Source organism: Collinsella sp. AF19-1LB (assembly GCF_003459655.1).
Classification (GTDB): Bacteria; Actinomycetota; Coriobacteriia; order Coriobacteriales; family Coriobacteriaceae; genus Collinsella.
Window position 1 is genome coordinate 26386 of record NZ_QRWO01000012.1, and the last position, 12227, is coordinate 38612.

At 60.6% G+C, this 12227-nt stretch carries 11 protein-coding genes; 3 read left to right on the forward strand and 8 right to left on the reverse strand.

What is annotated here, in order from left to right; all coding sequences use genetic code 11:
* Nucleotides 1-12 precede the first annotated feature (12 nt).
* A complete protein-coding gene (locus DWX39_RS04795; RefSeq protein WP_199411445.1) occupies nt 13-864 on the forward strand; it encodes an IS3 family transposase in 852 nt (283 codons plus the stop codon).
* Nucleotides 865-946: 82 nt separating this feature from the next.
* On the opposite strand, the gene DWX39_RS04800 is transcribed toward DWX39_RS04795, so the two are convergent.
* A complete protein-coding gene (locus DWX39_RS04800; RefSeq protein WP_233508881.1) occupies nt 947-2107 on the reverse strand; it encodes an FprA family A-type flavoprotein in 1161 nt (386 codons plus the stop codon).
* A 129-nt stretch (nt 2108-2236) separates the two neighbouring features.
* Entirely contained in the window at nt 2237-3223 is a 987-nt protein-coding gene (locus tag DWX39_RS04805) for a LacI family DNA-binding transcriptional regulator (protein WP_117758680.1), read from the reverse strand.
* A gap of 383 nt (nt 3224-3606) precedes the next feature.
* Between DWX39_RS04805 and DWX39_RS04810 the strand changes: the two genes are divergently transcribed.
* Both DWX39_RS04810 and DWX39_RS04815 read left to right on the forward strand, forming a co-directional pair.
* Complete coding sequence (locus DWX39_RS04810) at nt 3607-4812, forward strand: galactokinase family protein (RefSeq protein ID WP_117758681.1); 1206 nt, start codon at nt 3607-3609, stop codon at nt 4810-4812.
* Nucleotides 4803-6431 carry a UDP-glucose--hexose-1-phosphate uridylyltransferase gene (locus DWX39_RS04815; protein ID WP_233508882.1) on the forward strand — a complete coding sequence of 543 codons (1629 nt, stop codon included), beginning with the start codon at nt 4803-4805 and terminating at the stop codon, nt 6429-6431. The genes DWX39_RS04810 and DWX39_RS04815 overlap by 10 nt, the downstream gene beginning before the upstream one ends.
* A gap of 319 nt (nt 6432-6750) precedes the next feature.
* Here the strand turns inward: DWX39_RS04815 and DWX39_RS04820 are convergent, their stop codons facing one another.
* From DWX39_RS04820 to DWX39_RS04845, 6 genes are all read right to left on the reverse strand, one after another.
* Nucleotides 6751-7686, reverse strand: coding sequence for a hexose kinase (locus DWX39_RS04820; RefSeq protein ID WP_117758701.1), 936 nt, complete (start codon nt 7684-7686; stop codon nt 6751-6753).
* A 53-nt stretch (nt 7687-7739) separates the two neighbouring features.
* On the reverse strand, nt 7740-8621 hold the full coding sequence (locus tag DWX39_RS04825) for an aldose 1-epimerase family protein (RefSeq protein WP_117758683.1): 882 nt from the start codon (nt 8619-8621) through the stop codon (nt 7740-7742).
* Between the two features lie 374 nt (nt 8622-8995).
* Nucleotides 8996-9520 (reverse strand): galactose-6-phosphate isomerase subunit LacB, encoded by a 525-nt coding sequence (gene lacB / locus DWX39_RS04830; protein WP_117758684.1) that lies wholly within the window; start codon nt 9518-9520, stop codon nt 8996-8998.
* Nucleotides 9521-9583: 63 nt separating this feature from the next.
* Nucleotides 9584-10012: a galactose-6-phosphate isomerase subunit LacA gene (gene lacA / locus DWX39_RS04835; RefSeq protein ID WP_006234830.1), complete on the reverse strand. Its 429-nt coding sequence runs from the start codon at nt 10010-10012 to the stop codon at nt 9584-9586.
* A 307-nt stretch (nt 10013-10319) separates the two neighbouring features.
* Complete coding sequence (locus DWX39_RS04840) at nt 10320-11333, reverse strand: hypothetical protein (RefSeq protein WP_117758685.1); 1014 nt, start codon at nt 11331-11333, stop codon at nt 10320-10322.
* 465 nt (nt 11334-11798) lie between these two features.
* Entirely contained in the window at nt 11799-12137 is a 339-nt protein-coding gene (locus DWX39_RS04845) for a PTS lactose/cellobiose transporter subunit IIA (RefSeq protein ID WP_089572387.1), read from the reverse strand.
* Nucleotides 12138-12227 lie beyond the last annotated feature (90 nt).

Consider the following 12227-nt stretch of genomic DNA (forward strand, 5'->3'; position numbering starts at 1 on the left):
GCGGCCGAGGCGGTGGGGGCGCTGAGGGCGGAGGGGCACTCCCTGCGCCACCTGCTGGAGTGCTCGGGGCTCAGGAGGTCGACCTACTACTACGCGCTGGCGCACCCGCGGAGGCCGACCAGGCCCGAGCTGCGCGACGCCGCGGCCGAGATATTCTCGCGCACCGCCAACGGCTGCGGGCACCGGCAGATAGCCATGTGCCTGCGCGCCGAGCTGGGCGCGGTCGTGGCCGACAAGACCGTGCTCAAGATGATGCGCGAGATGGGCATCCGGTGCGGGATACGCCGCCGGGGCTCCCGCAGCCGGTACAGCTCCTACAGGGGGCCCGTGGGGAGCACGTTCGAGAACGTCATCGCGAGGGACTTCGGCGCCGAGGGGCCGTGGCAGAAGCTCGGCACCGACGTCACCGAGTTCAAGGTCGCCGGCGCCAAGGCCTACTGGGCCCCGGTGCTCGACTTCTGCACGAAGGAGATCGTGGCGAGCGACATATCGACCTCGCCGGACCTCGCCCAGCAGCACAGGATGCTCGACCGGCTCCTCGAGGCCCTGCCCGACGGGGCGGCACCGACCATGCACTCGGACATGGGCTGGCAGTACCAGCACGAGTCCTACACCTCCAGGCTGGAGGGGGCGGGCATCACCCAGAGCATGTCGCGCAAGGGGAACTGCATCGACAACGCCGCCACCGAGCAGCTCTTCGGCCACGTGAAGGACGAGTTCTACCGCGGCAGGGAGTGGGGCAGCTTCGAGGACTTCAAGCGCGACCTGGAGGGGTACATAGTCCATTGGAACACGCGGCGCAGGCAGGTAAGATTGAAGGGCCTGACGCCGAAGGAGTTCCGGAGCCGGGCCCTTGCGGCGTAGTCGCTATTTATTCAGTCCAAGTTTCGGGGCGCAGTTCACAGGCACCTTTGTGGTGGTTTGAGCGTTAAACGTGAACGTATCGCTACTTGGAGAGCTCGTCAGCGAGGGCCTCGATCTGAGCGCGCGAGGCGTCGTTGAGCGAACCCAGGACGGTCACTTTGTTCTGCGTCAGGGTGATGTCCTTCATGCCCTCGAGCTCCTTGGTCATAACCTTAGCGGCGGCAGGTGCCCAGGAGCCGGCCTCGACAAGCGCCACGGTACGGTTCTGGTAGGCATGCTCGGCAAGCGTATGGATAAAGGTGCTCATGAACGGGAAGATCTCGCCCTGATAGGTGATGGAAGCGAGCACCAGACGGTCATAGCGGAACGCATCCTCAACGGCCTCGGCCATGTCGTCGCGAGCCAAGTCAAAAACGGAGACCTTCTGGCCGCGAGCCTCGAGCGCTGCGGCGAGCTCCTCGACGGCGGCCTTCAGGTGGCCGTAGACGCTCGCGTAGGCAATGGTGATGCCCTCGTCCTCGGGCTGATAGCTCGACCAGGTGTTGTAGGTGTCGAGGTAGTAGCCCAGGTTCTCGGTCAGCACAGGACCGTGGAGCGGGCAGATGACCTGGATGTCCAAATCGGCGGCCTTCTTGAGCACGGCCTGCACAAACTTGCCGAACTTGCCCACGATGCCAAAGTAGTAACGGCGCGCCTCGCAGGCCCACCCTTCCGGATCCTCGATGTCGTTGGCGCCAAACTTGCCAAAGCCGTCGGCACTAAAGAGCACCTTGTCGGTAGCCTCGTAGGAGAAGAGTACCTCGGGCCAGTGAACGTTGGGGGCGCCGACAAAGGTCAGGCTGTGGCCGCCCAGATCAAGCACGTCGCCCTCTTTGACAACCATCTTGCGCTCGGGGAAGTCGGTGCCAAAGTAGTTGACCATCATGCGGAAGGCGCCCATGCTTGCCACAATCTGCGCCTGGGGATAGCGCTCCATAAAGGCGGCGATGCCGGCGGAGTGATCGGGCTCCATGTGATGGATGACCAGGTAGTCGGGCGTGCGGCCGTCGAGTACGGTCTCGAGGTTGCCGAGCCACTCGTCGACAAATCCGCCATCGACCGAATCGGCGACAGCGATCTTCTCGCCCAAGATAACGTAGCTGTTGTATGCCATACCGTTCTCGGACACGTCGTACTGGCCCTCGAACAGGTCGATGTCGTGATCGTCAACGCCAATGTAGCGGATATCCTTGGTGATCTCCATCAGGCAAAGCCTCCTAGATAGACAAATGAACCCGTCTATCATAGCACTCGCCTTCATAGTCACGGCTATCTGCCGGCATCCTTACCGATTGTTATTGATATGCAACGCCGAGCCGTTGACCTGCGAAAACTATGCGCGCGGCGCTGCCGTGGTGTGTCGAACGATGAGCTGACCGGGAATACGAATGGCGACGGTTTTGTCCGATGCCCCCGCCTTGGGAACTGCGCGCTCGAACACCTCGCGCCCGCGCTGATGCAGATCGAATCGAACGGTCGTGAGCTCGTTATGTGCGACAAAGTCGTCGAGCGAGTCATCGACGCCCACCACGCTCACGTCCTCGGGCACGCGCAAGCCGCTATCGCGCAGCGCGGCAATGGCGCCGTTTGCCATCTGGTCGTTTGCCGCGTAAATCGCCGTCATGGTGCGGTCGTGCTCAGCCAAGTACCGAGCGGCCTCGTAACCGCTGTTAGCAGACCAGTCGCCCTCGAGCGGCTCTGCCGGCTCGATGTGTTTACGCTCGAGCGCATCCTGCCAACCGGCGCGACGAAATTGCTCGTCGACCGAGAAGGACGGGCCGCCAATATAGCGAATCTGCTCGTGCCCCAGCCCAAACAGGTGATCCATAAGCAATAGCGAGCAGCCGTAATGATCGGAGTCGACCGTGGTCACCCGCGGGTGCGCGTACATGGTAACGATGACCGTGCCAATGCCCGGCAGTGGATCAAACGTCTCAAAATCGGGCGCCATACGGCTCATGCCGATGATGATGCCGTCCACGGGCAGCGCGGCCATACGACGCGTTGCCTCGGCAAGCGAAAACTCCTCGGTCTTGGACATCTCGACCAGCGTGATGGCGCAATTATGCTCGCGAGCAGCGCTGGCGATGCCGTCGATCATTGAGAGGTTGCCAAACTTGGTGACATCGTTGACGCACAGACCGACCGAATGGTAGCGGCCGTCGCGCAGCGAGCGACCGGCATAACTCGGACGAAAGCCGAGCTCTTGCATAGCGGCTTGCACGCGCTGGCGCGTCTGTTCGTTAACGTTGGGCAAGCCGTTGGCGACGCGCGAAACCGTCTGCTGCGAAACGCCAGCAGCGCGGGCGACGTCGGCCATGGAGACCGGACGCGTACCTGTATCGTTGGACGGGCGCCTTGCCACAGGATCACCTTCACCCTTGCGAGATCTGAATAGCGTGAATGCCGGCCCGGGCAGAAACACACCCCGCGCCGAGGCCCGCTATCGTCGGACGCATGTTAACGTACTCTACTTTTTCAATCCGCAACTCTTCTGCTCTATAAGTCCATACGGCAATACCGTTCACGGCTGAATTTCTACCGATTACCAGATTCTCAAAAAGTGATAAGTGTTGTGTTATGAGTACGTTAACATAGCCCATAACGTGCGGCATCGTAGATGCTGAGTTTATGCTGCTTCAGATTGTTAACGTACTCACTACGACGGAAAACTCGTCAGTATGCGCCAAGGAAAGGACCCTCATGACCACCCCCGACGAAAAGACACTCGCCACGCTCACCAAGCTGTTTGAGGAGGAGTTTGGCCCCATCGGCGATCGCCAGGTGCTCTATGTGCACGCGCCCGGGCGCTCCGAGATCAGCGGCAACCACACCGATCACGAGGGCGGTCACGTTATCGCCGGCTCGCTCGATGTCGCCGTCGACGGCATCGCCGTGGCAACCGATTCCAACAAGGTCCGCGTCGCCGACGAGGGCTACCCCACGTTTGAGATTACCCTCGACACGCTGGATATTCAAGAGTCCGAGAAAGGCACGTCCGCAAGCCTCGTGCGTGGTATGGCCCACGAGGTCGCAGCGCTTGGTGTTGAGCCCCAAGGCTTCGACTTCGCCTTCACCTGCTCCGTTCCCTCGGGCGGCGGCCTTTCCAGCTCCGCTGCCGTCGAGGCCGCATACGGTCGTGCCATGGAAACCCTCTGGGGCGCGCCCGCCATTGAGCCCGTCGCGCTTGCGCAGATGAGCCAGCGCACCGAGAACAACTACTACGGCAAGCCCTGCGGTCTGATGGACCAGGCCGCTGTGTGCCTGGGCGGCCTTGCCTACATGGACTTTGAGGACCAGGCCCAGCCTAAGACCCAAAAGCTCGAGCTCAACTTTGAGGATCACGGTTATGCGCTTGTGCTCGTTAAGGTTGGCGCCGACCATGTGGCAGCTACCGACGACTACGCCGCCGTTCCGCGCGAGATGCAGGACGTCGCCGCCGAGTTTGGCAAGGCACGCCTGTGCGAGGTCGACGTTGCCGACTTTGACGCTAAACTCCCCGAGCTGCGCGCCAAGCTGGGCGACCGCGCCTGCCTGCGCGCCGTTCACTACTGGTACGAGAACGGCCTGGTCGACAAGCGCTGGGCAGCGCTCAACGCCGGCGACATTGACCAGTTCCTGGTCCTGACGCGCGAGTCCGGCGCCAGCTCTGCCATGTACCTGCAGAATGTTGTTGCCAAGCTGGGTTCCGAGCAGCCTTCCATGTATGCCCTGGCGCTGGCCGAGCACGTGCTCGACGGCCGCGGCGCCGTCCGTATCCACGGTGGCGGCTTTGGTGGCACCATCCAGGCCTTCGTGCCGCTCGATCTGGTCGACACCTTCATTGCCAAGATGAACGGCTGGCTGGGCGAGGGCTCTGCCCGCCACTACGCTATCTCTGACAAGGGGGCTTACGCGGCATGGCTGTAATGACTGACGTGCGCGAGGCCGCGCAGAGCCTGATCGAGTACGCCATCCACCGATCGATGATCGGCCAGGACGATCGCATCTGGGCATACAACACCATTTTGGAGTGCATCGGCGCCACGGGCCCCGCACTCGACATGGCTTGGGCACTCAAGACCGAGAAGATTTCGCTCTTGCACCCCGATACCCTGCCCGACTTTAATCTAGAGGGCACGCTCGCCGCGCTTGCCGAGGCCGCCGTTGCCAACGGTGCTGCCGAGGACACGGCATCGGGGCGCGACCGCATCGCCATGCGCATCATGGGTATGCTCATGCCGAGGCCTTCGGTTGTAAACGAGGAGTTCAACGGCCGTATGGGCGTCAACGAGCCCCGCGCCGCGACCGACTGGTTCTACGGCCTGTGCTGCGACGCCGGCTATGTGCGACGCGCCGCCATCGCACGCAACATCAAATGGAGCACCCCCACCAACTTGGGTGACCTGGAAATCACCATCAACCTGTCCAAGCCTGAGAAGGACCCGCGCGATATCGCCGCGGCAGGTGCAGCCAAGAACACGGGCGAAAAGTATCCCGCCTGCCAGCTCTGCATCGAAAACGAGGGCTATCCCGGACGCTCCGCCGCAGCCGACGGCGGCGCTCACCCCGCCCGCCAGAATCTGCGCGTTATCCCCATCTCGCTCAACGGCGAGCGCTGGGGCTTCCAGTACAGCCCGTACGCGTACTTTAACGAGCACTGCATTGCCATGAGCTCCGAGCATCGTCCGATGCACGTCGACCGCAAGGGCCTGACCTGCCTGCTCGACTTTGTGGACCTGTTCCCGCATTACTTCATCGGCTCTAACGCCGACCTGCCCATCGTAGGCGGCTCAATTCTGTCGCACGACCACTTCCAGGGTGGCGCGCACGAGTTCCCCATGATGCATGCCGCCGAGGTCTCGCAGTTTAGCGTGCCCGGATTTGACCAGGTCACCGGCACCGTGCTGCAGTGGCCGCTCTCGGTGCTGCGCCTGCGCTCGCATGACCGCGCTCAGCTGCTCGACGCTGCCGAGAAGATTATCCTCGCCTGGCGCGAGTGGACCGATGAGTCTGTAGGCGTCATCGCGCACACAGCCGACGGCGTGGCCCACAACACCGTGACGCCCGTCATCCGCCGCGTCGACTCCCGCGGCAATGCCGGCGGCGGGATTTACGAGGCCTACCTGGCGCTTCGCTGCAACATCACGACCGACGAGCATCCGCTGGGCGTGTTCCATCCGCATGCCGAGTACCACCATATTAAAAAGGAGAACATCGGCCTGATCGAGGTTATGGGTCTCGCCATTCTTCCGCCGCGCCTGGTTCCCGAGCTCGGCGCTGTCCGCGAGCACCTGCTGGCGGCCAAGGCCGATGCCAGCTACGATCTCGCCGGCTCGCTCGAGGGCGATGGTCTTTGCCGCAGCCACGCCGCATGGGCCGAGGACGTTTTTGCCCGCCGCGCCGACGAGCTTACGGCCGACAACGCCATCGATATCCTGCACGAGGAGGTCGGCGTGGTGTTTGGCCACGTACTCGACAACGCCGGCGTCTTTAAGTGGGACGAAGCCGGCCGCGCCGCCCAGCAGCGCTTTATCGACTCGCTGTAGCATACGAGTTCGAGCCTCATCAGCGGCCACGACACAACCGCCCACACGACAACGGCGCCCGCCGGCAACATCGCCGACGGGCGCCGTTTTTGCGTGTAGTCATTGGGGACGTTCTTAAACGACCAGTCATTAAAGAGCGTCCCCAATGACTACGTCGATGTTTTGGCAACGACAGCGAAAACCCGCCAGAGCGAGCAAGGTGCCTTGAAACGAGGCGGCATTGACCTTCTGGTCATGCCGCCGAAGTTGAAAGGCAGATTGCCGCTCTGGCGGGTTTGCAGCGTCTGCTGGTTACGCGGTTTGGTAAAACCGCGTAACTCTACAGTTCAGTCACGACAACGTTGTTGAAGATTTCATCCCAGCGGTCCATGACCAGGTGGCCGGTCTTGGGATCCATGGCGTTGAGCTTGCCGCAGGTATTGGCGGTCTTGAGCACCGTGACATCGTCGGCACCAGCAGCAATGGCATGCGCAAAGCCAGCGATGGTCGAGTCGCCGGAACCCGTCGCGTTCACAGCCGCAATCGCGGGCGTCTTGGCGCGGAACGCGCGACCTTCATGGAAGCCTACCGAACCGGCAGCGCCCATCGAAACGACAACCCAGGGAATACCGGCAAAACGGTCATCGGCGGCAAGCGCCTCGCGCAGGGCATCGACATCATCGGTCGTAAAGGACGTACCCAGCAGGCCGTTAATCTCGGTCAGGTTGGGCTTTACGAGCTCGGGCTTAGCGTCGGACTCCAGCGCTGCCTCCAGCGATGCACCCGAGGTGTCGAGCAGCACCTTGGCGCCCGCCTCCTCGGCGATCTTGACGAGCTCGGCATAGTAGCCGGCATCGACGCCACGCGGCAGCGAGCCCGAAAGCGTCACAACGTCCGCCTTCGCCGCAAGCTCGGCGAACTTGGCCGTAAAGGCCTCGAGCTCGGCCGGGGCGATTTGCGGGCCGCTCTCCAGCAGCTCGGTCTGATTACCCTCGTGCAGGATATTCAGGCAGATGCGCGTCTCACCGGCGATGCGCACAAAGTCGTTCTTGACGCCGTCGGCATCCATAAGCTCGGCCATATAGGCACCCATGTGGCCGCCGAGCAGACCGGTCGCGAGCACATCGTCGCCCAACTGCAGCAGCACACGGCTCACGTTGAGGCCCTTGCCGCCAGCGGTCTTTTCGGGCGTCACACGGTTAACATCGTCGATGACCAGCTTGTCGAGCTGATAGCGCGTATCAATCGACGGGTTCATGGTAACGGTCAGAATCATATTGAACTCCTGTTCCGGGGCGGCACGACCCACCCCAAACATACGATAGCTCGTTAAAGGATCTCGATCTCAAAGCCGCGGGTGACGGTCTCCCCCGGCTTGGCAACCAGGCAGCCACGCTTGTGCTCCAGAATATCGTCCTCGTCGGAGCAGGTGGACAGGCCGCCCCACGGTTCCACGGCCACAAAGTCGCCCTCGGGCTTGCTCCACACAATCAGGTACGGCATATCCTGGAACGTCAGGCGCACGCCCTTGTCCTCGGTTTTCTTGGTCAGCGTAACCACGCGGCTCTCGAGCACGTCGAAGATGGTCTCCGCGAAGTCGAAGAGTTCGTGGGTCAGCGGCAGGTTCTGGTCGATCATGGGGTTCTTGCTGCGATGCTCAACATCAATCAAGCCCGTCGAGGGAACGGCAGTACAGAGCTCGGCGGCCTCACGCTGCTCAAAACGGAGCTCGTAATCGTCATAGGACTCGCCCTCGTCGAGCGGGCACTTAAAGCCGGGGTGACCACCCACAAAGAATGGCATATCCTCGGTGCCCTCATTGGTCACCTCGTACGACACGGCCACCTTTTCCGAATCGATCGTGTAGCGAGCAACGATCTTAAACGGATACGGGTACTGCTCAAGCAACTCGGCATGGTCGGCAGAGCTTAGGCTCAGCGCAACCATGTTGTCGCTCTGCTCCTCGAGCTTCCACTCCTGCTTGCGGGCAAAGCCGTGGCGGGCAAGCTTGACCTCGCGGCCACCCATGGTCATCGCGCGGCCATCACGAAGGCCGCCGCAAATCGGAAAGCAAATGGGTGCCTGGCCCGACCACACCGCCGGATCGCCCTGCCACAGATACTCACGACCGTTGGCCGCAATAGAAGTGAACGACCCGCCCGCCGTGCTCAACGCCACACGAATAGAACCGTTATCAAGAACAAACTCCATAGGAGCCTTCCCTTTCTTACGACAGCCCGCCAAGTCAATAGGGCTGATAGAAAACCGGCCCGCGCCCCCTCACAGAAACGCGAGCCGTCAATTAAAAAGCTGCAGAATACCGTGTACCGCCAAGAGCGAAGCACTCAAGCCAAGCAAGCAAACGTGTTATCGGAGCAGCTAGCCGTACCAGAACGCTTCGCAACAACAGCGGTAACCCCACAGGTCACTCAGACATCAGCGAGAAGCCAGCTGGCGAGGCAAGGTGCCGTGAAGCGAGACGGCATTGACCTTCTGGTCATGCCGTCGAAGCTGAGCGGCAGATTGCCCGCCAGATGGCTTCGCAGCGTCAACCGGTCCGGCGTTTGTTAAAACGCCGGAACCCCTTAGTCGTGGTATTCGCCGCGGTCCCACTTCTCGAGGAACTCGTCAAAGAAGTGCGGGTCAGCCTGAGCCACGGCGTCGGCCTTATTGCAGGCATCGATCTTGGCGATCAGGGCATCGTGCTCGGGGGTCTTCTCGTAGGGCTCCTCCAGGAAGGCAAGCATGATATCGGCCATCAGGAACTCGCCGGTGATCTTGCCGCCAAAGCCCACGATGTTGGCGTTGAGCTCGCGACGGGCATACAGGGCAGAGGTCATGTCGCGAACCAGGGCGCAGCGGGCGCCGGGAACCTTGTTGACGGCGTTGGTGATGCCGATGCCGGTGCCGCACAGGGCCACGCCAAAGTCGGCCTTGCCGCTGGCGACAGCCTCGCCCACGGCCTTACCGTAGATGGGATAGTGCGTACGGGTGTGGCTGTAGGTGCCGCAGTCGAGCACCTTGTAGCCAGCCTGCTCCAGGCGGTCGGCCAGATAGATCTTCTCGTCCGTAACGATATGGTCGCAACCGATTGCGATGGTCTTCTTCATCAGAACGTCCTTTCGTCTGAATTCACAAGTTGAGGTAGAAGTTCGAGTTCTCGGTGGCTCTCGTTAGGCCATCTTGTTGAGCATGTCGACACGGATCTGGTGACGGCCGCCGGCGTACTGGGCGCGCAGGAACTCGCGGGCGATCTTCTTGGCGACCTCGGTGCCCACAACGCCCGGGCCCATGGTGACCATGCGCGAACCGTTGTGCTCGCGGGTCATGTAAGCGGAACGCTCGTCGGAAATGTTGGCGACGACCATGCCCTTGATCTTGACGGCGGCCATATAGGAGCCGACGCCGTACTTATCGAATGCGAAGCCCTGGGAATCCTTGTGCTCCAGCAGGTCCTTGGCAACGGCGGTCGCGGAATCGACAAAGTCCGCGGCAGGGGTCTCGGAATAGTCGACGACCTCGTGACCGTCGGCGATGAGCATCTCCTTGATGGACTCCTTCATCGACATACCGTCGGCATCGGAAGCGATTACAACCCTCATGACATCCTCCTTGAGAGATACGCAGGTGCGTAGTTTCTGTTTGGAAGTGTTGAATCGCGTTCAGGTCCGGGCATCTGAATGTGCGGTTCTTCACTGTTCATGTTTATTTGAACACATTCGAACAGCGACTGCAACCATTATTTGTTTATCTTTGTTCTTTTTTGAACAAATACCGTTCGCGGTTGATTGGCGACCGTTTGAGCCCGGCGCAGACGTAGCGACCATGTGTTCAGCAAACAAAAGGGCGGCCGAGAACGTGTCTCGGCCGCCCTTCTTACGGTTGATCTTCCAAAGTTCGCTTTGCCGCCTACTCAGACTGCCCACTCTTCTTGGCATGTTTGGACGGAGCGCTCAGAAAACGGCCCGTCAAATAGTTCGCCGGGCCAGAGATATCGATCCCCAGTAGCGTGTGTCCCAGCCACAGAAACGCCGCGAGCACCAGCAGCGGGATAACGCACGAGGTCACGATCATCACGATGACGCCTTCGATGAGGTCGGTCACCTGCTGCACGATCTTGTCGGTCATCTGCTTGGCACCGCTGGTCACCGACGTGACCAAGCTCGAGGCCCCGTCAGTCAACTGCTCGAGCACGTTTTTGGACTCTGTAGACTCGGTCTTTTTCTTGCTTGCTTTGGAGCTGTCGCTATCTGCCGCACTCGCAGCGTCGGCCGCCTTTTGCTCGGCCTGTTCAATGCTGACGCGATATGTCTCGTCGACCTTTTGCGATACCCACACGCTTGCAGGCACCAACGCCATGCCGATCATGGCGACTACCAGCACGCGGGTCGCCACGCGGCGCAGGACGGCACTCGTGCTCCAGCGCCCGTGAATGCCAAGCGACACCGCAAAGAGCGCCAACGCAAACGGGATTAAGATGCCCAAGCCAACCGACCACAAAATCGTGAGCAAGTATTTCTCTAGGTATAGCACGGCAAGCACGATACCAAGGTTGCCTGAAAGCTGTGCGAGCTGCTCAGCGACCGGCGTACCCGTATCACCCGGCAGCGCGGTAATGCCCGCAGACAGCGCCACGCACGAGGCCGTGAGCGCCAGTACGTTACCTTTCTTTTGGTCGATAACCTCGATGGTGGAGTCCCAAGTCTTGGTATCGGCAAAATGCGGACGAGCCACAAATCCCGACAGCAACGCCAGCACCACGAGCGCAACGATAAAGCCAATCTGCAGCTTTTTGTTTGCGCACACGACATCGGACAGGCTGGGCTGCAGCTCGGTTACCGTCGTGTACTCGGTTATCTGGACAGGACGCCCATGAGCCATCTCGTGCGCGTCTCTCTTTTGAATCGATCCGTTGTCCGGCATTTGGATACCTCCTCAGTCCGGTCTGTATTGCGGATGGAAGTATACCCACCCAGCAAAAAACCGAACGGGAGGGCGTGCAGAAGCTCCATAACGCTGCTAGTCGAATAGTGCCATTTCAAAACTATGCCGGTTTACTACGATAAAACCGATAGGACCGACCACATTTGCTATTAGCAGAAAATGACAAGCTTTCTACCTGCGGCTTTGATAACGCTGTTCTTTCCATAGTTGAAAGAATGCGATTCATCGTAGTAAACCGGCATAGTTTTGTAACCGACAGACCGAGTCGGCACCGCAGCAAACCTAATGACCCGGTTTCTTCCATCCTCAAAGGATCGAATGCATGGCAGGAGTGTCCCAAACTGCCGGCAGATAAGGAACGTCCCCAAGTGCCGGGTAAACAGAAAAAGCCCTGCCGCGGGTAGCGGCAGAGCTTTTGGAAGGGGACTTGGTTGTGAGAGCTCGTTAGGCGAGCTTAGCCTCGAGTGCGGCGATGCGCTTATAGGCATCGATGGTAAAGCGGGTCTGCTTCTCCAGGATCATGGTGGTCATGAGAGTATCCTGAGCGTGAGCCATGATGAAGGTCATCTCCATCTCGCCGCCGCCGGCCTCCTGCGAAAGCAGCTTGGTCTGCGTGTCGTGGGCGCCGATAAGTGCATCGCTGGCATCCTTGTGCAGCTGCTCGGCCTTCTCAAAATCACCCTCGCGAGCAGCATCGAGCGCTGCAAGCAGATCGGTCTGGGCGTCGCCCGCGTATGCGACAATCTCGAATCCAACCATCGAGATTTCTTCTTTGGTTGCCATATTGCGTTCCTTTCACATATGAACCAACGGAGAGCATCGCGTCCGGGCATACGCGCTGCGCTGTGTATGGCAGGAACATTAACATTCAAA

Excerpts from the sequence above, each read along its gene's own strand:
- lacB (WP_117758684.1), bottom strand. The coding sequence starts at position 9,520 with ATGAAGAAGACCATCGCAATCGGTTGCGACCATATCGTTACGGACGAG.
- DWX39_RS04820 (WP_117758701.1), bottom strand. The coding sequence starts at position 7,686 with ATGATTCTGACCGTTACCATGAACCCGTCGATTGATACGCGCTATCAG.
- lacA (WP_006234830.1), bottom strand. The coding sequence starts at position 10,012 with ATGAGGGTTGTAATCGCTTCCGATGCCGACGGTATGTCGATGAAGGAG.
- DWX39_RS04810 (WP_117758681.1), top strand. The coding sequence starts at position 3,607 with ATGACCACCCCCGACGAAAAGACACTCGCCACGCTCACCAAGCTGTTT.
- DWX39_RS04815 (WP_233508882.1), top strand. The coding sequence starts at position 4,803 with ATGGCTGTAATGACTGACGTGCGCGAGGCCGCGCAGAGCCTGATCGAG.
- DWX39_RS04840 (WP_117758685.1), bottom strand. The coding sequence starts at position 11,333 with ATGCCGGACAACGGATCGATTCAAAAGAGAGACGCGCACGAGATGGCT.
- DWX39_RS04800 (WP_233508881.1), bottom strand. The coding sequence starts at position 2,107 with ATGGAGATCACCAAGGATATCCGCTACATTGGCGTTGACGATCACGAC.
- DWX39_RS04825 (WP_117758683.1), bottom strand. The coding sequence starts at position 8,621 with ATGGAGTTTGTTCTTGATAACGGTTCTATTCGTGTGGCGTTGAGCACG.
- DWX39_RS04805 (WP_117758680.1), bottom strand. The coding sequence starts at position 3,223 with ATGGCCGACGTCGCCCGCGCTGCTGGCGTTTCGCAGCAGACGGTTTCG.
- DWX39_RS04845 (WP_089572387.1), bottom strand. The coding sequence starts at position 12,137 with ATGGCAACCAAAGAAGAAATCTCGATGGTTGGATTCGAGATTGTCGCA.